We start from the raw sequence: 18430 nt of genomic DNA, 5'->3' as shown, positions 1-18430 counted from the left end.
CTTCAACGAGCGTGTGGAGGTCCGAGTATGCAAGTCGACGCTGTCGTGCTGGACATCGACGGAGTGCTGGTGGACGTGGCCGACTCGTACCGACGGGCCATCGTCGAGTCCGTCGACCGGGTGTACGGCGACACCATCGCGAAAGCCGATATCCAGCGGTTCAAGAACGCCGGCGGGTTCAACAACGACTGGGAGCTGACCGACGCGGCGGCGCTGTTCGTGCTGACCTCGCGAGAGACCGACGTGAACGTGGCCGCCTTCACCGACGCCATCGCCGAGACCGGCGGCGGCCTCGACGCGGCGAAAGCCGTCGTCCGGGAGTTGCTGGAGGAGAACGCCGAGCAGGTTCTCGACGCCTGGGACCCCAGGGGCCTCCGCGAGGTGTTCCAGACGCTGTATCTCGGGAGCGAGCTGTATCGGGACCTGGAGGGCGGCGAACCCGCCTTCGACGCGCCGGGCTACATCAACGACGAGCCGAAGCTGGTCAGCGAGGCGACGCTCGATGCCCTCCAGGAGCGCTACGCGGTCGGCGTCGTCACCGGCCGGCCCGCCGCAGAGGCCGACATCGCGATGGACCGGGTGGGACTGGCTATCCCTGAAGAGCACCGCTTTACCATGGACGACTGGGAGCAGGGGAAACCCCACCCCCACGCCCTGCTGACACTGGCCGAGCGGTTCGACGCACGACAGGTCGCCTTCGCCGGCGACACGCTGGACGACATCCAGACCGCTGTCAACGCCGACGACGAGGACCCCGACCGGGTGTACTACGGCGTCGGCGTCCTCACTGGTGGACTCACCGGCGAGGACGGCCGGGCGACCTACGCGAGCGCGGGTGCCAGCGCCGTCGTCGAGAGCGTCGAGGACCTGCCAGACCTGCTTGAGTGAAGGTACCGGTAGCAGCGACGCCACTCGCAGAGGGGTCGTCTCGCAGTGCGCAGCGCGGCCGCTCAGGAACGTTATAGAGACGGTTTAGGACAGACCGCGTACCCGGACATGTAGCCACGTCCGGGCTGAAAGGTGCCGTCTGACCGTGCCGCCTACCTGACTATCTCGGGTCGGCACGTAAGACACCTCCGGTACCGGGCTGTCGGGTATCAGTGCGTGCTGGACGACGATGGCGTCGTCTGGCAGGCGCGAAGCTGGACGTCCGCGACACAGACCGTGGCAAGCACGTCCGGTCGCACAACGCTTATTCGCAGTTCGCCCTACGCCTGCATATGGACATCGCGTTACTCGGCGGCACCGGCGACATCGGTGAAGGGCTCGCCCTGCGGTGGGCGGACGATACGAACCACACGGTCATCGTCGGCTCGCGAGAGGCCGACAAGGCCGCGGCGAAAGCCGAGGAGTACGAGGCCGAACTCGACAGCCGCGGACAGGAGGTCGATATCGCGGGGCTGGCAAACGCCGAGGCCGCCGCGCAGGCGGACGTCGTCGTGACGGCCGTCCCGGCCTACCACCTCACGGACACCGTCGAGGCCGTCGCCGACGAGCTGGGCGACGCCATCCTCGTCTCCCCCGCTGTCGGCATGAAACGCGACGAAGACGGTTTTCATTATAATCGCCCCGGCGTCGGCAGCGTCACCCAGCTCGCCGCGAAGGCCGCCCCCGAGGGGACGCCAGTCGTCGGCGCCTTCCACAACCTCGCGGCCGGCCGGCTGGCCGACCTCGAAGCGGACCTGGACTGGGACACCATCGTCGTCGGCGACGACCGTGACGCGAAAGCCACCGTGTCGGAACTCGCCGAGGGTATCGAGGGGCTGCGAGCACTGGACGGCGGCCCGCTCGCCAACGCCGCCGAAGTGGAGGGGCTCACCCCCCTGCTCATCAACGTCGCCCGCCACAACGACGGCCTGCACGACCTCGGTGTGCAGTTCCGCTAGCAACGAAAACCGTCTTTTCTGGATTTAGCGCGCTTATTAACAGCCAGAAAGCCCCCGCGCTATCGGGTCCCGCGACTCGCTGCGCGCTTCCCTCGTTTCACTCGGTCCAGTGCTTGCTTCGTCGGGGTTCCCCGATAGCGCGGCCCCTTTCAGTCCCGCCCGTAGCCGGTTGGCCAAACAGCGCTGGGTGGGACTGAAAGGGGCGGCTGGCTGAACGACGGCGGGCGACGCAAGCACTGGACTGAGCGTAGCGAAGGAAGCGCGCAGCGAGCCCCCCGAGTTCAGCCAGCCGGGGCTTTCTGGCTGTACGCAATCGCTTCAGTAGCACCCACAACACCAACCACAAATTTTCCTAGCCGCAATTTCGAGGGGATTGCACACTGCTTTTGGCGACCCAAGCCTACGTGCGACTGTGGCGTCCCCATACGAGATACTCGGCGTCGACCCGGACGCCGAGGAGGCCGAGATAGTCGATGCCTACCGGGAGCGCGTCAAGGAGACCCACCCCGACCAGGGAGGGTCGACGGAGGCGTTCCTGGCGGTGAAAACCGCCTTCGAGCGCATCGAGAACGGCTGGGAGCCCGGCGACGCAGTTCCGGACGAGGACATCGCCGCCGACCCGGACGTGGGGACCGCAGACACCGACGAGCCGCCCGAGCAGCCGCCCGAACCAGAGGGCGTCAAGGTGGAGTATCTGAACTACGAGGTGATGGCCGACCGGCTGTGGGAGCTGACCGACGACGACCTCTTCGAGAAGGCGGCCGACGGCGGCCTCTCGCCCGAGGATTACGGGGAGTTCTACGTCAGAGACAGCGAGTCGCTGCTGGAAGCGGCCGAGCGCCAGGGGTACGCCTGGCCCTTCGCCTGTCGCGGGGGCGCCTGTACGAACTGCGCCGTCGCCGTCGTCGAGGGGGAGATGCCATCGCCGTCGAGTCACATACTGCCCAAGGAGCTCCACGACCGCGGGATTCGCCTCTCCTGTATCGTCGCACCCGAGACGGACGCGAAAATCGTCTACAACGTCAAGAACCTGCCCGCGGTGCAGGACCTCCTCCTTCCGGCGAGCCGGTTCGAGGCGTCGTCGTCGACAGATTGAGCGGCCGACTGGCCAGGCGGTGGCCGTGAGCGCGTTTTATCGCGCGAAGACACCGTCAGAGCAAGCTCTGACGAGCCACTCGTTCGCTTGCTCACGAGGACGGGGAAGGGCAGGCTGTCCGCTGTAGAGACGCAAATATAGTCAGCAAGTAGCATCCGGCGCCGGAGGCGCCGGTTCGACCGCGGCGCACGGACTGCCGCGGGCCGAAGGCCCGCGAAAGGAGTACGCCGCGATTTTTCCCCAAGTTTTTGCCGCGGAGGCGTGTCGAGCGCCGTGCGCTCGACCGCCGGAGCGTGCAAAAAGTGGGTCTACGCCGAGGCCTGCGTCAGCGCGTCCTCGATGTCGTCGGCCTGCGTGACGCCGACGAAGCGCTCGACGATGCCGTCGTCGTTCTCGACGACGAGTGTCGGGAGCGAACGGACCTGGTACTCGTTGGCCACGTCCTGTTCCTCGTCGACGTTTATTTTCTCGAACTCGACGTCGGTCCACTCCTCCTCTAAGTCCTCGAGGATGGGGTCCTGGGTCTTGCAGGGGCCGCACCAATCGGCATAGAAGTCTTTGAGCCTGACAGCCATGGTTCCTCTCAGCCTAGATTGTGGGGTCAGATAAGGATTGTCCATGTGGGTACGGCGCGAGCGAAGCCGAAAGGCTTACTCCGGATGAGTGACCAGAGACGGGTATGAGCAGCGACAGCGGCGGACTGATGTCCAGTGCCGGCCTCGTCCGGTACTTCGACGCCGAAGACCAGAACACCATCCGCATCGACCCGCGAACTATCGTCGCCTTCGGCGTCCTCTTTGGCGCACTCGTGTTGGTCCTGAACGCGATGATCTAGACCGGCGGCCTGTAGAACGAATCGATTTTTCGTCGATACGAGCTGTTTTACTGGTGGGTCAGTGCGGAGTACAGAGCGCGGGGGCTTTCTGGCTGTTTGTAGTCTCTAGGGCAACACCGGACCCCGTTCTGACCGCACAAACTCCGCGTGTCTTAATTTACCACGATACATTTGAGCGCGTATGCACTTCACGCAGCGCGAACAGGCCGCGCTCCGGGATGTCGGACTCGACCAGGACGCCATCGAAGCCGCATCCGACGCCGTGGTCGAAGCGACCAAAGAAGCCGCCACAGAGCTCGAAGCGTTCTTCGCCGGGAGAGAGACCGTCTACTCCGATATGGACATCGCCCACTCCAGTAGCGAGATTCAGGAACACACCCTCGACTACGTGGACCTCTACACCCACGCCGACGACATCCGGGGGTACGTCCGCTTCGACACGTGGGGCGTCCCCGTCGAGGGCGGGCGCGTGCTCACCGACGAGAAAGTGGAGTTGACGCTCGGGCCCACAGTGGACGGTCGGGTCCGCTTTGCCGCCGACGAGGACGCCCTATGACTGTGCGGGTCAGGGGCATCTACACGACGGCGCTGACCCGGCTGCTTTCCGACGCCGGTATCGACGTGGTGCAGGCCTCCGGCCCCATCGAGGACCGCTTCGAGGACGACTTTTCAGTAGAACGGGCCGGGGCTGCCGTCGCAACGACCGACGACCGACAGGGCGTGGGTGTCAGCGGCGACCGCGAGACGGTCGAGCGGGTCGTCGCGGAACTCCGGGGGCTGGGCCGGGACACGCTGTCGTGGGCCGACCCGCTTCCGGTCCGAGCGGTCTACGCCGGCGAAGTCACGGAGACGCTTTCCAGCGGTGCCGTCGTCGACTGTGGCGACGGCGAGGGATTCTTGCCGTACTCGAACAGCGACGAGCGCGTCGAGACCGGCGACCGCCTGCGGGTGCAGGTCATCGAAGGGGCCGCGCCCTGGACGGACGGCCGCGCGGTGCTCGATACGACCGTCGGCGTTCGGGGCGACCTCCTGACCCTGGTTCGGGGTGGGTCGACGAGTACGACGGCATCGGGCCCGGCGATGCTCGACGTGATTTCGGCCGACCCACGCGATGGGTGGGGCGTCTCCTGGGAGCGAGCAAGCGACGAGGCGGGTTTCGACGCCATCGCCGAGGCCCTCGAAGCGGCCAACGAACGGGCGGCGGCCATCGACGAGGCGCTGGCGGGCGCCGACGACCCGGCCGACGCTGCGCCCGCTCGGCAGTTCGACGGCGGCGCGACGACGTGGGTGTGGTTCGGTCGGGAGAGTCGCTTCGCGCTCGACGAGCGGCGCCGTGACGTGACGACGACGATGGCGGGCCACCACCGCGTGAAGGCAGGGTCCAACAGCGCCAGCGCGGCGGTCGACTACGTCGAGGCGCTGTGTGACGAGCCCGGTGCCGACGGCGAGACTGACTTCCCCTTCGCCGTCACTGCCCGGCAGTTCGGGCCACAGGCCGGCGACACGCTAGGGCTGGGCCACGGGAAACCGGACGGGCGGCTCATCAGCCTCGGGCGAGCGGCCGTCCAGCAGGTCGACGCCGACGGCACCGTCACCGTCGAACGGGAGATGCGTGCCGGGGGCGAGTACGACGGCCTGGGCGTACCGAAGGAGGCCGGCGACGTGGCCGAGACCAAACTGAAGGAGGGGCGGTGGTGGTATCCGACGGTGTACCGCGACAGCGACGGCGAGAAGAAGGGCACCTACGTCAACGTCTGCACGCCGGTCGAGATATTCCCGGACACGGCCCGCTACGTCGACCTCCACGTCGACGTGCTGAAACACGCCGACGGCCGAGTCGAACGCGTCGACGACGACGAACTCGACGCCGCCGTCGAGGCGGGGGACGTCCCCGAGGAACTTGCCGAACGCGCCCGGAGCGTGGCCGCCGCGGTGGCGAGCGCGCTGTCGTAGCTACTGTTCGCGTTCTCGCCGCCGCCCCAGCCGCCACGCCCCCAGTCCAATAGCTGCCAGCGCCGCGGCGACGCCGAACCCGTCGCCAGTCGCGCCATCGGTCGAGGTCGGCGCGTCCGCGGCGGGGTCGGGGAACGTGTAGACGCCCGGGGAGATGTCGTCGTCCGGGATGGCCGCACTCGAGGCCACGAAACAGCCGGCCGCCCGCTGTGCGGTCCAGAACGAGGTCGTCCCAGCGTCGCGCCACCGGAATATCTGGCGCGGCTGGCTCGGGTCGCGCACGTCGTGGACTCGAACGCCGCCCTTGTACCACGCCGAGTACAGCCGGTCGTCGGTGAGTTCGAAGTTATGAGCCGTCGTCATCACGCCGCCGTAGGTCTGGTCACTCGACGACGGCGGGTCGATGGTGGCCAGCGACGTCGGGGATTCGGGGTCGCTGATGTCGAACAGTTCGATACCGCTGGGACCGCCGCTGCCGTCGTCGCCGGCGTCCCAGGACTCCCCGCCGACGCCCAGCAGCGACGCGTCCTCGTCGACGGTGACGAAGTGGTCGTTGCCGGGCGGTTCGCTGCGCTCGACGCCCGGGTCCTCGATGCCGGCGAGGTCGTCGCGACTGCGGCCCCGAACGCGGGAGACCAGCGAGATATCGGCCGGGTCGCTCACGTCGAGAATCCACGTGCCAGCGTCCCAGTAGGCGAGATAGGCGTACTCGCCCTGCACCCACACGTCGTGGAGCGGCCGGAGCGCGGGATGGACCGCGTCCCACCGCTCGTCGGCGTCGAGGAGCGACCACGAGCCGACCTCGTCGCCGGTGTCGGTGTCGACGACGGCGAGGGGGCTGGCCGCGCGACCGTTGGCGGTGACGTAGGCGTAGCGGCCGTCGAAATCGCAGTTGTGGATGCGCGTGTCGAGTTCGACGGCGGCGACCTGCGCTGGGTTCTCGCGGTCGCTGACGTCGAAGACGACGACGCCGTGGGCACCGGTCTCGGTGGGGTTTGCCGGGCCGGCGACGAGCAGTCTATCGTCGACGAGGGCGAGGTCCTGGACGATTTCCATCGGCCCGTCGGGGCTGTCGGCGAGCAGGTCGGTGCGCTCGGCGAGCAGTCGGGGGGAAGCGGGCGAGACGATGTCGACCAGCGCGATGCCGTCGCCGGTCGCGACGTAGGCGGTGTGGCCGTCCGGGCTGGTGACGAGTTCGCGGGCGCCCGAGAGGTCGAGGGAACCCAGCGGCTCGCCGCCCGTGGGGGTGCTTGCAGGGGTCGAATCGCCGTCGTCGGTGGGGAGGGGGTGGGCAGCGGCCGAGCCGACGGCGCCGGTGGCGCTCGCACCCGCGAGCGACTGGAGGAGCGTTCGGCGGCGCATACCGGTCGGAGGGGAGCGACGGCAAGAAGGGTTGTGGTCCTGTCGGGACCCAGCGACGCTAAACGGGCCACAGTAGCCATCGAAGATTTAATATCGTAGTATATCCACTGAAAAGTATGCCAGACCGCAGGTATAGTCGGCGGACACTGCTCCGCCGTAGTGGGGCGATGGTGGGCGCCGGCGCGCTGGCGAGCACGGCAGGCTGTCTGGACCGGATTCCGAACCCGTTTAGCGATGCCTACACCGCGTGGCTGCCGGCGCCGGACGAGTTGGACCAGGAGCACTACCGGTTCAGCCGCTGGAACAACGACGACTTGAGGGCCGTCAACGACAAGTTCTCCGACGACTGGGTCTACGACGACATCGAGGACACGTTGGAGCCGGTCACTCTGTCGCTGGAGGACATCTCCGAGTCGGTGTATATCGACCGCGTACAGGTCCACCAGGCCGACTTCGAGAAGCAAGCGTTGGTCGACGACCTGGAAGCCGAAGACTACGAGGAGGAGACGGACAGGGAGGGGTACACGATATACGTAAACGAGGACACCCGCCGCGCGTTTGCGCTCGACGGGTCGAGGGTGCTGCTTACGCCCACGTTCGACTCCCGCGAGCAGGACCCACAGGAGGCACTGGAAGCTATCATCGACGCGAAAGCCGGGCAAGCGGGCCGGTACGTCGACGAGAGCGACGCGTGTTCGAAGCTCGTGGACGCGATAGGGACGAAATCCGGTGTGATCGGTATGACATTCGAGAGCTTAGATGATTGGTTATTAGACGGAATGGTCGCCTGGGGCGACACGTACGCGTTCGACGGCGATACCACGAGCCGGGAGTGGGTCCTCGTCTACGAGGACGAGACCGACGTCGACACCGACGACCTGGAGACGTGGGTCGAGGCGGGCGGCGGGAAGTACGGGGAGTTCACTGACGTCGACGATATCGAGTACAGCCAGTCCGGTCGCGTCGCCCGCATCACCGGGACGATGGACACCGAAGACTTCCCCTAGTTCCCCTGGATGGCGTCGATTACCATCGCCGCGGCGACGATGGGTTCTTTTGGGACGGAGCTGGCGTCGTCGATGGTAATCTCGTAGCGGTCCCGGATGGAGAACAGCTGGCCGTCGATGCGGCCGACGTGGCCACCGTTTCCGTCGGTTATCTCGTACCTGTGGGGAATCAGCCAGCCGAGAGGCAGGAAGTTCCGGGCGAGCGTCGTGGCTGTCCCCCGAGAATCGATACGGGCGAGCACCTCGCCGGTGTCGGCGTCGCGAATCCGCCAGGTGTCCTGAAAGAGCGAGAAGTCGTTGTCGAGAACGACGATTTCCTCACCGGTCCGGCTATCGCTCAGTACGTAGTCGCCCGCGATATCGACGATGCCGGTGGCGTTGACCTCGAAGACCTCGTCGCCGTTTCCGTCGACGAACGGGAACTTCTCCTTGAGCTTGAACAGCTGCTGTTTCCCGCGGAGGACGACGTTCCCGGCCGCATCGAGCGCTTTGTACTTGTTCCGAATCAGGCTCTGTTCGACGGTGTAGCTGTCGTCGGTGAGGTCGATGCCCGTGATATCGTAGGACCGGTGGCGGCTCATAGTGGACAATCGACCCGAACGTATGTTGAAAGTAGGTGCTACCGAGACGCCCCCGGGAGCGGTGGGGCCGACGGTCCCGGGGGCCGACGGGCACCACCAACCGACAGGGTTTCACGCCTCCATTCCTTGGAGACGGCATAGATGAGTAAAGACGTCATCGAGGTCACCGGCGCAGAGGAACACAACCTCAAGGACGTCGACGTGGAGATTCCCCGGGAGGAACTCACCGTCGTCACGGGGCTGTCGGGGTCGGGCAAGTCGTCGCTGGCCTTCGAGACGGTCTACGCCGAGGGCCAGCGCCGGTACATCGAGTCCCTGTCCGCGTACGCCCGGAACTTCCTGGGCCAGATGGACAAACCGCAGGTCGAGAACGTCGAGGGGCTCTCGCCGGCCATCAGTATCGACCAGAAGAACGCCGCGAACAACCCCCGCTCGACGGTGGGTACCGTCACCGAGCTCCACGACTACCTCCGACTGCTTTACGCGCGGGTCGGCGTCCCGCACTGTCCGGAGTGTGGCCGCGAGGTCGGCGAGCAGTCGGCCCAGAACATGGTCACACGGCTGCTGGAACTGCCCGAGGGCACCCGCGCGAAGCTGTGTGCCCCCGTCGTCCGGGACCAGAAAGGCGCCTTCGAGGACCTCTTCGACGACCTCGTCGGCGAGGGGTACTCCCGAGTCGAGGTCGACGGCGAACCGTACGACCTGGCGATGGAGAAGCCCGACTTAGACGAGAACTACGACCACACCGTCGACGTGGTGGTCGACCGCGTGAAGATATCGACCGAGGCGCGCTCACGAATCAACGACTCCGTCGAGACCGCCCTCGGCGAGGCCGACGGCACCCTGAAAGTGGTCCTGCCGGACCCGCCCGAGGGCGCCGCGGACGCGCTGGGCGGCGCGACGGCCCGGGCCACTGGCGACCTCGCCGAAAGCGACGAGTCCACCGCGGACCGCCTCGTCGTCGAACTCTCCGAGGACCTCGCGTGTACGCACTGTGGTATCGACATCAGTGAGGTCGAGACCCGCTCCTTCTCGTTCAATTCGCCCCACGGTGCCTGTCCGGAGTGCGAGGGTTTAGGCGAGACCAAGGAGGTCAGCGAGGAGCTGGTGATTCGGGACCCCAGCAAGCCACTCAAACACGTCTTCGAGCCCTGGAGCTACGACCGGACCTACTACTCCCGCCAGCTGGACAACGTCGCCGACCACTTCGGCGTCTCGCTGTCGACGCCGTTCGAAGACCTCGACGAGTCCATCCAGCGGCAGTTCCTCTACGGGACTGACGACCTGGTCCACTTCGAGTGGCGGACCAAGAACGGCACCCGCGAGAAGACCGAGCGGTTCGAGGGGGTTATCCCCAATCTCGAACGCCGCCACGTCGAGACGGACTCCGACCGCGCCCGCGAGCACATCGAGGAGTTCATGGCCACCACGGAGTGTCCGGCCTGTGAGGGCACCCGGCTGAAAGCCGAGTCCCGCGCCGTGCTGGTCGATGGCACCGCCATCACCGCGGTCAACGAACTGTCTATCGGCGACGCGCTGGCACACTTCGAGGGGCTGGAGGCGGACCTCTCGGCCCGCGACAAGAAGATCGCCGAGGAGATTCTCAAAGAGATACGCGCGCGCCTGGGCTTCATGGAGGAGGTCGGCCTGGAGTATCTGACCCTCGACAGGGAGGCCGCCACCCTTTCGGGCGGGGAGAGTCAGCGCATCCGGCTGGCGACGCAAATCGGCTCCGGGCTCGTCGGCGTGCTGTACGTGCTGGACGAGCCCTCCATCGGGCTCCACCAGCGGGACAACGACAAACTACTGAACACCCTCGAAGAGCTTCGTGACCTCGGGAACACGCTCATCGTCGTCGAGCACGACACCGAGACGATGCGGCGGGCCGACCAGGTCATCGACATGGGTCCCGGCCCAGGCAAGCGAGGCGGCGAGGTCGTCGTCAACGGCCCACAGGAGGCGCTGATGGAGACCGAGGAGTCGGTGACGGGCAAGTATCTCTCGGGCGAGCGCTCGATTCCGGTCCCCAAGAAGCGCCGCGACGGCGACGGCGACCACCTCACCGTGCGGGGCGCCCGCCAGCACAACCTGCGCGACCTCGACGTCGAGTTCCCGCTTGGCACGTTCACCGCCATCACCGGCGTCTCGGGCTCCGGGAAGTCCACCCTGATGCACGACATCCTCTACAAGGGGCTCGTGCGACGGATGAACGACACGGACGTCAACCCCGGCGAACACGACGACATCGACGGTATCGAGAACATCGAGACGGTGCGACTCATCGACCAGTCGCCCATCGGCCGCACGCCCCGCTCGAACCCGGCGACCTACACCAACGTCTTCGACCACATCCGCGAGCTGTTCGCCGAGACCAGCCTCTCGAAGCAACGGGGCTACGAGAAGGGGCGGTTCTCCTTCAACGTCAAGGGCGGCCGGTGTGAGGCCTGTGGCGGGCAGGGCACGGTAACGATAGACATGAACTTCCTCTCGGACGTGCAGGTCCCCTGCGAGGAGTGTGACGGGGCCCGCTACAACGACGAGACCCTCGACGTGACCTACAAGGGCAAGACCATCGCCGACGTGCTGGAGATGAGCGTCGAGGAGGCCTACGACTTCTTCGAGAGCCACTCGGGGATTCGCCGACGGCTACAGTTACTCAAGGACGTCGGCCTGGACTACATGCGGCTGGGCCAGCCCTCGACCACCCTCTCCGGTGGCGAGGCCCAGCGGGTGAAACTCGCCGAGGAGCTGGGCAAGAAAGACTCCGGTGAGACGCTGTATCTGCTGGACGAGCCCACGACCGGGCTCCACCCCGAAGACGAGCGCAAGCTCATCGACGTGTTGCATCGGCTGACCGACGACGGCAACACCGTGGTCGTCATCGAGCACGAACTCGACCTGGTGAAAAACGCCGACCACGTTGTCGACCTCGGGCCGGAGGGCGGCGAGGGCGGCGGCGACCTCGTCGCCGAGGGCACGCCGGAGGACGTGGCCCGGACCGAGGAGTCCTACACCGGGCGATACCTGCGCGACCACCTACCCGACGTGGAGATGGAGGGGCCCCGCTCGGAACGGGACCTGGCCAAGCCCGCTGCCGACGACGACTAGTCGGCGTCGTCGAGAGTCGGGCACTGGCGCCGAGACCGCCTTCGGCTATCGCGTTGCGAGCGCCAGTCGACCGTCACCACCGATGCAGTATCGGTTTAGTCCAGCAGCGACACTCGTCCATAGAGTCTGCCGTGAGTGGGCTATCGGTAACGTTCGACGAGGAGCGGGAGTTAACCGTCACTGTCGAGAGCGACGGGTCGGAGAGCGACCCGGTCACCTACTGCCAGACGGTCTCACCGCCACACGGGGATATCGTCAGAGCCCTCTTCGAACTGCCCGCGTTGTTCGCCGACGAGCCGGCGTGGTGGCTCAGAGTCGGGGCCTGGCAGGTCCGGATGGAGACCCGACCGCGCGACCGGAGTTCCGTTCACGTAGAACTCGTCGGCACGTTCAAGCCGAAAATGAAAGCCACCACCATCGTCAGCAAAGAGACGGTCTGTGCGGAACTGCTCTCGGCGGCGCGGTCGTACCGGGACTGGGCCTGTAAGGACGACGAGACGGCGAACGTCAGTCACTGCCTCGGACTGTCGGTCGGCATTGACGACGCGACACAGCGGTTGCGACTCCACCGCGAGGACGGAAGCCAGGACCGCTACGAACCGGCGGTGGATGCAGAGCAGATCGAGACGTTCGCTCGCCACGCAGACCAGTGTTTCCACGACCCGCTTGGCGAGTACGTCCTGCAGACCGGCGCGCTGAAACCGTTCGTCCGTGACCTGACGACGCGCGACGACGACGACCTCGCGTCGGAGTGTTACAGGAGTCTGCTGTTGTACGAAGCGGAACTCGCACGTCCGACCGCCGAAGTCCTCGCCGAGTATCCCGACGAGCGCGCCCGGGAGCCGCTCACCGGCGCGCGCTGGTCGTTCCCAGACGCCGAGGAGACGATGGTGGCTGCACTGGAACGGCTGCCGGACGAGTGAGCGAAGACGCGCCAGCTATCCGCCGGGAACAAGTGATTCCCGTGCACGCGACGACACACTTCTGTTCTGCGAGCCCCTACCCTGGACCATGCCCACCTACTACGCCGCCCTCTCGGACCGCCTGCTCGTCGGTGACGGCGAGTGGTCCGAACGGCTCCGCGGACACGACATCGAGTGTGTCGCGGCCGACGGGCGCGCCCCCTCTCGCGTCCTCGTCGGCACCGCCGAGACGGGGCTCCAGCGCAGCATCGACGGGGGCGAGAGCTGGGAACGCGTGCTGGACCCGAGCGCGAACGGCGGGCAAAGTGCCGACCGCGTCACCAGCGTCACCGTCAGCCCACACGACCCCGACGTCGTCTGGGCCGGTACCGAACCGAGCGCCGTCTACCGCTCGACCGACGGCGGGTCCAACTGGAGCGAGCGCGAGGGGCTCACCGAGCTCGACTCGGCCTCGCGCTGGTCGTTCCCGCCCCGGCCCCACACGCATCACGTCCGGTGGATAGCGGTCGCACCGGACGACCCCGACCAGCTGTACGTCGCCATCGAGGCCGGTGCCTTCGTCCGGAGCCCGGACGGCGGCGAGACCTGGATAGACCACCCCGAGGGGGGCCGCTACGACACCCACACCATCGCCACGCACCCCGACGCCCCCGACCGCGTCTACGCCGCCGCGGGCGACGGCTACGCGCTGTCGACGGACCGCGGCGAGACGTGGAATAGCGTCGAGCCCCGCTCGACGAACGACGCGAGCGGCGGCCAGCCGCGAGCCCCGCAAGACGGGCTGGACCACCGATACGTCTGGAGCGTGGCGGTCCACCCCGAGGACCCCGACATCGTCGTCGTCTCGGCGGCCCGGGGCGCGCGGTCGGCCCACTCGACGAGCGGCGAGAGCTACGTCTACCGGACGACGGGCCAGCAGTGGGAGCGGGCGATGGACGGGCTGCCCGAGCCGGACGGACTCGCGCGAGCCGTACTCGCGACCGACGGCGACGGGGTCGCGGCGCTTTCGAACCACGGGCTCTTTCGCTCGGCCGACGGGGCGACGTGGCACCAGGTCGGGTCCTGGGCCGAGGCCCACGACCAGGTTCCCCGCGGGCTGGCGGTCGTCTAGCGCTTCGGTCGTTCGCAGGGATTGCGAATAGTCGTCATTTATTTCACACATGGCCATGCAGAAAGCGATGCTATGGACGTCCCCCAAGCGCGCGCTGAGTGCGACGCGGTCCTCCAGACCGTCGCCGACGCCGTCGTCGCCGACGATACCTTCCTCGAGACAGTACTGACAGCCGTCCTCGCCGAGGGACACGTCCTCATCGAGGACGTCCCCGGCACCGGCAAGACACTCACGGCCCGGAGTTTCGCCGACGCGCTCGGCCTCTCCTTTTCCCGTATCCAGTTCACGCCGGACCTGCTGCCGGCCGATATCACCGGCACCCACATCTACCGGGAGGCCGAGGAGCGCTTCGAGTTCACCGAGGGCCCCGTCTTCGCCAACTTCGTGCTGGCCGACGAGATAAACCGGGCGCCGCCGAAGACCCAGGCCGCGCTGCTGGAGGCGATGGCCGAGGGGCAGGTCACCGTCGACGGCGAGACCCACGACCTGCCCGAGCCGTTCGTCGTCGTGGCGACCCAGAATCCCGTCGAGAGCGAGGGCGTGTTCCCGCTACCGGCGGCCCAGAAAGACCGCTTCCTGGTCAAGACCGCGATGGGGTACCCCGACGCCGCCGACGAGCAGGGCCTGTTGCGGTCCCGGACCGAGCGGAAGAGCGCCACGCCGTCGGCCGACACCGCGCTCGACCCCGAGGGCGTCCGCGCCCTGCAGGCCGTCCCCGAGACCGTCACCGTCGACGACGACGTCCTGGGCTACATCGTCGACATCGTCGGGCGGACCCGCGACGACGCCCGCGTCGAGGTTGGCGTCTCCCCCCGCGGGAGCCAGCGGCTGCTGGAGGCGGCCCGCGCCCGGGCGGTCGTCGAGGGCCGGGCGTACGTCCGGCCGGTCGACGTGACGACAGTGGCCGAGCCAGTCCTGGCCCACCGGCTCGTCCGGACGACGGACGCGACCGTCGACGGCGCCGCCAGCGAGGACATCCTCGCCGACGTGCTCGACGCCGTCCCGGTCCCCACGGTGTCGGCCGAGGAGCACGAGGCACCGGCCGAGGGGTGAGCGGACGATGACGACGCTGTGCCCGCCGGCCAGGGACCGCCGGCTGGAGGTGTGACCGTGGAGCGAGTCATCCCGCTCGCGCTGGCCGTCCTCGCGGTGTTCGCGCTCGCGACCGTGGCCTCGTCGCTGGATACCGTCTCCACGGAGCCGGCTATCGAGTCCGACACGACGCCGACGGCGGATACAAACGGGTCGCCCGGCGTCCCCAGTGGTAACCGTACCGGAACCGAGATCGGTGACACGCGGACACCCACGGAACTGACAGCGACGCCGGCGAGCGGCGCGGCGACCGGCCCGCCGCTCTGGCAGGTCGTCGCCGGGCTCGCGCTGTTTCTGGTCGGGAGCGTCGCCGCCCTCTACGGCCTGACACGGGGCGAGGACGACGACACCGACGACGAACCGGCGACACCGGAGCCGACGGCTCCCGCCGCCGACCGTGCCACGCTGGGCGCGGACGTGCCGGCCACCAACGACGTGTATCGCGCCTGGGCGGCGCTCTGTCGGGCGGTCCCGCTCGACCCGGCCGGCCAGACGCCCGCCGAGGTGGCCGAGGCGGCGGTCGCGACCGGCTACGGGGCCGAGACCGTCGCGGAGCTGACCGACAGCTTCTGTGCGATACGGTACGGTGACGCCGCGCCGACGGGTGAGCGCGAACGCCGCGCCAGAGCGCTCGCGACCGAGCTGTCCCTGCCCCTGGAGGGTGAGCCGTGACCGACCGTCGCGTCGTCGCGGTTGGCCTGCTCGCCGGCGCTGGTGGTATCCTGCTTATCGCCGTCCCGGGCCTCGCCGGGGCGGCGGTCCCGACGATTGCGGCCGTCGTGCTGACCGTCGCCGTCGGGCTCGTCGCCGTCGGTCTGGCCGTGCGGGCGCTGCTTGCCGACGGGGAACCGCGCGACCTGCCGACACCCGAACGACGCCCGACCTACCGTAGTGCGGGCGCGGCGTTCGACGGACTGCTCGACGACGTGGGACTGGCCGGCCGTCGCAAACTCGACGCGGACGAGGAGACCGGCCGGGAGCGGCTCCGGGCAGTGCTCGAAGGCGTGGCGGTCGACGCGCTCGGGCGGACCGACGGTTGGGACCCCGAAACGGCCCGTCAGCAGCTGTCCGACGGGACGTGGACCGACGATGTGGCGGCGGCCGCCTTCTTCACCGAGGGGTATCGCCCGCCCGTCCCGCGGCGGGCGTATCTCCCCTGGGGTCGCCCCGACCTCCCCTTCGCCCGGCGGGGCCGGCACGTCGTGGCCGCGCTTTCCGCCCGTGTCGGCGGCCCGGTGCCGGACCCGGAAGAGCGGCCGGAGCGAGCGGTCACGCCCATCGACGACTACTGGCCGAGTGGCGAGTTTCCACGGCGGCGGTCGACGGGACTGACGGCGGCGATAACTGCGGGGGCGCTGGCCGTCAGCGCGGTCGGCGTCGGCTTCGGGGAGCCCGCCGTCGTCCTGACGGCGGCGCTGGGCATCGCTCTCGTCGGCGTCGCGCGCGTCTGGTCGCCGACGGCGGACGTGGCGCTCACCCGGTCGCTGTCGACCGAGCGGGCCTCACCCGGCGACGCGGTGACGGTCACCGTCACGGTCAGAAACACCGGCGACCGGACGCTGCCCGACATCCGGCTCGTCGACGGCGTCCCGCCGGGTCTCACCGTCGTCGAGGGGAGCCCCAGAGTGGCGACGGCACTCCGACCCGGCAAAGCGACGACGGCCGAGTACACCGTCGAAGCAGTCGACGGCCGCCACACCTTCGAGCCCGGCGTGGTCGTCGTCGGCGACCCCGTCGGTGCGACGGAGACGGTGACGACCGTCGAGGGGGCCGACGGGCCGACCGAGCTCGTCTGTGGCTTCGGTCCGCCGACGACGGCGACCGAGCCGCCCCGGCCACAGGTCACGGTGAATCCCGGCCAGCAGGTCGGGACGGAGAGCGGCTCCGGCGTCGAGTTCGACGCCCTGCGGGAGTACCGCACGGGCGACCCACCGGCCCGCATCGACTGGCACCATCGGGCAAAGACCGGCGAGCTCGCCACCGTCGAGTTCCGGGAGCCCCGGCTCTCGAAGGTGGCCGTCGTCGTCGACACCCGGCCGGCGGCCTACGTCGCGAAACCCGGTGGCGTGCCCGCGCCCCGCTACGGCGCCGTCGCCGCGTTCACCCTCGCGAGCGGGTTGCTCGCCGAGGGCGTCCCGGTCGGCGTCGGCACCGTTCCGCCCGGCGAGGGCTGGACCCCAATCGGGACCGGCCCGGCCCAGCGGGAGGCGGTTCGGGAGGTCCTCGCCGGCGACGAGACCGTCCCGTGGCTGGCACCCGCCAATGGCGCGACGGCGTCGGACGCCGTCAGGGCGCTGACCGCCCGTCTAGAGCCCGACGTGCAGGTCCTGTTCGTCTCGCCGCTGTGTGACGACGAGAGCGCCGCCATCGCCCGCCGGCTCGACGCGGCAGGCCACAGCGTCACCGTCGTGAGTCCGGACTGTACGGACGCCGAGACGGTCGCGGGGGCGTTCGGCCGCCTCGACCGCTGGCGGCGCCTGTCGACGCTCCAGGGGGCCGGCGTTCCGGTGACCGACTGGGACCCGGCCGACGGCATCGAGGGGGTGGTCCGCCGTGTCAAGCACTGAGCGGTCCCTGCCCCGGTTCAGCCTCGGTGTCACCGGCGTCTCGGCCGCGACGGTCGCGGCCCTGCTGGTCACCGCGCCGATACCCCTGGGTGTGGCGCTGCTGGGCGGGGCTCTGCTCGCGGTCGGGCTGGCGTGGCGACGGGAGGGCGCGCTTGCGCTTGGCGCCGGGACCCTGTTCACCGCGGTCGTCCTGGCGGGCATCGACGGCCGCTCGACGGGGTGGCTGCTGGCCGCGTCGGTCCCGGCGCTACTGGCGTGGACGAGTTCGCGCCACGCCGTCGAACTGGCTCGCCAGATGGGCGGCGGGGCGACGCTACGGGTCGAGCTCGTGCGAACCGTCTCGACGGTGACCGCACTGGTCGCCGGCGGCGCCGTCGGCTACCTCCTCCAGCGGACGGTGACCGGCGGGGAGTCGCCGCTCGCGCTCGCCCTGCTGCTGGTCGCCGTCGTCGCCTTCACGGTCGCGCTGTGGCGCTAGACCGCCCCGCCGAGCAGGACGATAGGGGCGGTCGTCACGACCGCCAGGACCGCCGCCACGCCCAGAATCTGCAGCGCCCGCTTGCGGTCCGCGGCGACGGCCTCGGCCTCGGCCACCGCGCCCGTCGTTCCGCCCGACCCCGAGAGGTCGTAGCGGGCTAACGCGCCGAAGGCCACGCAGAAGCCGTAGTAGTCCTGGACGAGCCCGACCCAGCCGCCGAAGACGAACGGGGCGGTCGCCCACAGCGTCGTCGCCGGGAGCACGTCGAGTGCGACCGCGAGGACGATTGCGGCGGCGAGACCGAACGACCCGATGCCCGACAGCCGCCGGGCGCGGCGCTGCTCGGCGCCGATGTTGCAGACGCCGGGCTGGTACTCTGGCATGGCCGGCCGTTGGACGCGAGCGGTCAAAGCGATGCGGGCTCCCGTCGA

At 68.7% G+C, this 18430-nt stretch carries 18 protein-coding genes; 14 read left to right on the top strand and 4 right to left on the bottom strand.

Annotated elements, in window-relative coordinates:
* The first annotated feature begins 27 nt into the window (after window positions 1-27).
* The 3 genes from EGD98_RS00260 (at window position 28) to fer (ending at window position 2982) form a co-directional block, all read left to right on the top strand.
* Window positions 28-888, top strand: coding sequence for a TIGR01548 family HAD-type hydrolase (locus EGD98_RS00260; protein WP_220586343.1), 861 nt, complete (start codon window positions 28-30; stop codon window positions 886-888).
* 332 nt (window positions 889-1220) lie between these two features.
* The gene (npdG, locus tag EGD98_RS00255) at window positions 1221-1886 is read left to right on the top strand and encodes an NADPH-dependent F420 reductase (RefSeq protein WP_220586342.1); all 666 of its coding nucleotides are present in this window, start codon (window positions 1221-1223) and stop codon (window positions 1884-1886) included.
* Window positions 1887-2298: 412 nt separating this feature from the next.
* Entirely contained in the window at window positions 2299-2982 is a 684-nt protein-coding gene (fer, locus tag EGD98_RS00250; RefSeq protein WP_220586341.1) for a ferredoxin Fer, read from the top strand.
* Between the two features lie 308 nt (window positions 2983-3290).
* Here the strand turns inward: fer and EGD98_RS00245 are convergent, their stop codons facing one another.
* Window positions 3291-3557 carry a thioredoxin family protein gene (locus tag EGD98_RS00245; protein WP_220586340.1) on the bottom strand — a complete coding sequence of 89 codons (267 nt, stop codon included), beginning with the start codon at window positions 3555-3557 and terminating at the stop codon, window positions 3291-3293.
* A gap of 104 nt (window positions 3558-3661) precedes the next feature.
* Between EGD98_RS00245 and EGD98_RS00240 the strand changes: the two genes are divergently transcribed.
* The 3 genes from EGD98_RS00240 (at window position 3662) to EGD98_RS00230 (ending at window position 5770) form a co-directional block, all read left to right on the top strand.
* Window positions 3662-3817 carry a preprotein translocase subunit Sec61beta gene (locus EGD98_RS00240; protein ID WP_220586339.1) on the top strand — a complete coding sequence of 52 codons (156 nt, stop codon included), beginning with the start codon at window positions 3662-3664 and terminating at the stop codon, window positions 3815-3817.
* A gap of 181 nt (window positions 3818-3998) precedes the next feature.
* Window positions 3999-4373, top strand: coding sequence for a DUF7532 family protein (locus EGD98_RS00235; RefSeq protein WP_220586338.1), 375 nt, complete (start codon window positions 3999-4001; stop codon window positions 4371-4373).
* A complete protein-coding gene (locus tag EGD98_RS00230) occupies window positions 4370-5770 on the top strand; it encodes a ribonuclease FAU-1 family protein (protein ID WP_220586337.1) in 1401 nt (466 codons plus the stop codon). The genes EGD98_RS00235 and EGD98_RS00230 overlap by 4 nt, the downstream gene beginning before the upstream one ends.
* Here the strand turns inward: EGD98_RS00230 and EGD98_RS00225 are convergent, their stop codons facing one another.
* The gene (locus tag EGD98_RS00225; protein WP_220586336.1) at window positions 5771-7132 is read right to left on the bottom strand and encodes an LVIVD repeat-containing protein; all 1362 of its coding nucleotides are present in this window, start codon (window positions 7130-7132) and stop codon (window positions 5771-5773) included.
* A gap of 116 nt (window positions 7133-7248) precedes the next feature.
* On the opposite strand from EGD98_RS00225, the gene EGD98_RS00220 reads away from it, so the two are divergent.
* Window positions 7249-8139, top strand: coding sequence for a hypothetical protein (locus tag EGD98_RS00220; protein ID WP_220586335.1), 891 nt, complete (start codon window positions 7249-7251; stop codon window positions 8137-8139).
* Here EGD98_RS00220 and EGD98_RS00215 read toward each other — a convergent pair.
* The gene (locus EGD98_RS00215) at window positions 8136-8720 is read right to left on the bottom strand and encodes an LURP-one-related/scramblase family protein (RefSeq protein ID WP_220586334.1); all 585 of its coding nucleotides are present in this window, start codon (window positions 8718-8720) and stop codon (window positions 8136-8138) included. The genes EGD98_RS00220 and EGD98_RS00215 overlap by 4 nt on opposite strands.
* Before the next feature lie 141 nt (window positions 8721-8861).
* On the opposite strand from EGD98_RS00215, the gene uvrA reads away from it, so the two are divergent.
* The 7 genes from uvrA to EGD98_RS00180 all read left to right on the top strand — a co-directional run bounded on the left by uvrA (window position 8862) and on the right by EGD98_RS00180 (window position 17999).
* A complete protein-coding gene (uvrA, locus tag EGD98_RS00210; protein ID WP_220586333.1) occupies window positions 8862-11828 on the top strand; it encodes an excinuclease ABC subunit UvrA in 2967 nt (988 codons plus the stop codon).
* Between the two features lie 131 nt (window positions 11829-11959).
* Complete coding sequence (locus EGD98_RS00205; protein ID WP_220586332.1) at window positions 11960-12751, top strand: hypothetical protein; 792 nt, start codon at window positions 11960-11962, stop codon at window positions 12749-12751.
* An 88-nt stretch (window positions 12752-12839) separates the two neighbouring features.
* Window positions 12840-13862, top strand: coding sequence for a WD40/YVTN/BNR-like repeat-containing protein (locus EGD98_RS00200; protein WP_220586331.1), 1023 nt, complete (start codon window positions 12840-12842; stop codon window positions 13860-13862).
* A 72-nt stretch (window positions 13863-13934) separates the two neighbouring features.
* Entirely contained in the window at window positions 13935-14915 is a 981-nt protein-coding gene (locus EGD98_RS00195) for an AAA family ATPase (protein WP_220586330.1), read from the top strand.
* A 57-nt stretch (window positions 14916-14972) separates the two neighbouring features.
* A complete protein-coding gene (locus EGD98_RS00190; RefSeq protein WP_220586329.1) occupies window positions 14973-15626 on the top strand; it encodes a DUF4129 domain-containing protein in 654 nt (217 codons plus the stop codon).
* A complete protein-coding gene (locus EGD98_RS00185; protein ID WP_220586328.1) occupies window positions 15623-17521 on the top strand; it encodes a DUF58 domain-containing protein in 1899 nt (632 codons plus the stop codon). Before EGD98_RS00190 ends, EGD98_RS00185 begins: the two co-directional genes overlap by 4 nt.
* Window positions 17508-17999 (top strand): DUF7519 family protein, encoded by a 492-nt coding sequence (locus EGD98_RS00180; protein ID WP_220586327.1) that lies wholly within the window; start codon window positions 17508-17510, stop codon window positions 17997-17999. Before EGD98_RS00185 ends, EGD98_RS00180 begins: the two co-directional genes overlap by 14 nt.
* Here EGD98_RS00180 and EGD98_RS00175 read toward each other — a convergent pair.
* Window positions 17996-18382 (bottom strand): hypothetical protein, encoded by a 387-nt coding sequence (locus EGD98_RS00175; protein WP_220586326.1) that lies wholly within the window; start codon window positions 18380-18382, stop codon window positions 17996-17998. The two genes, EGD98_RS00180 and EGD98_RS00175, sit on opposite strands and share 4 nt — an antisense overlap.
* Between the last annotated feature and the right edge of the window lie 48 nt (window positions 18383-18430).

Origin of the sequence: Haloarcula salinisoli (genome assembly GCF_019599405.1) — an archaeon.
GTDB lineage: Archaea > Halobacteriota > Halobacteria > Halobacteriales > Haloarculaceae > Haloarcula > Haloarcula salinisoli.
Note: the sequence above shows the minus strand (reverse complement) of the source record. Positions and strands in the feature narration are given on the sequence as shown.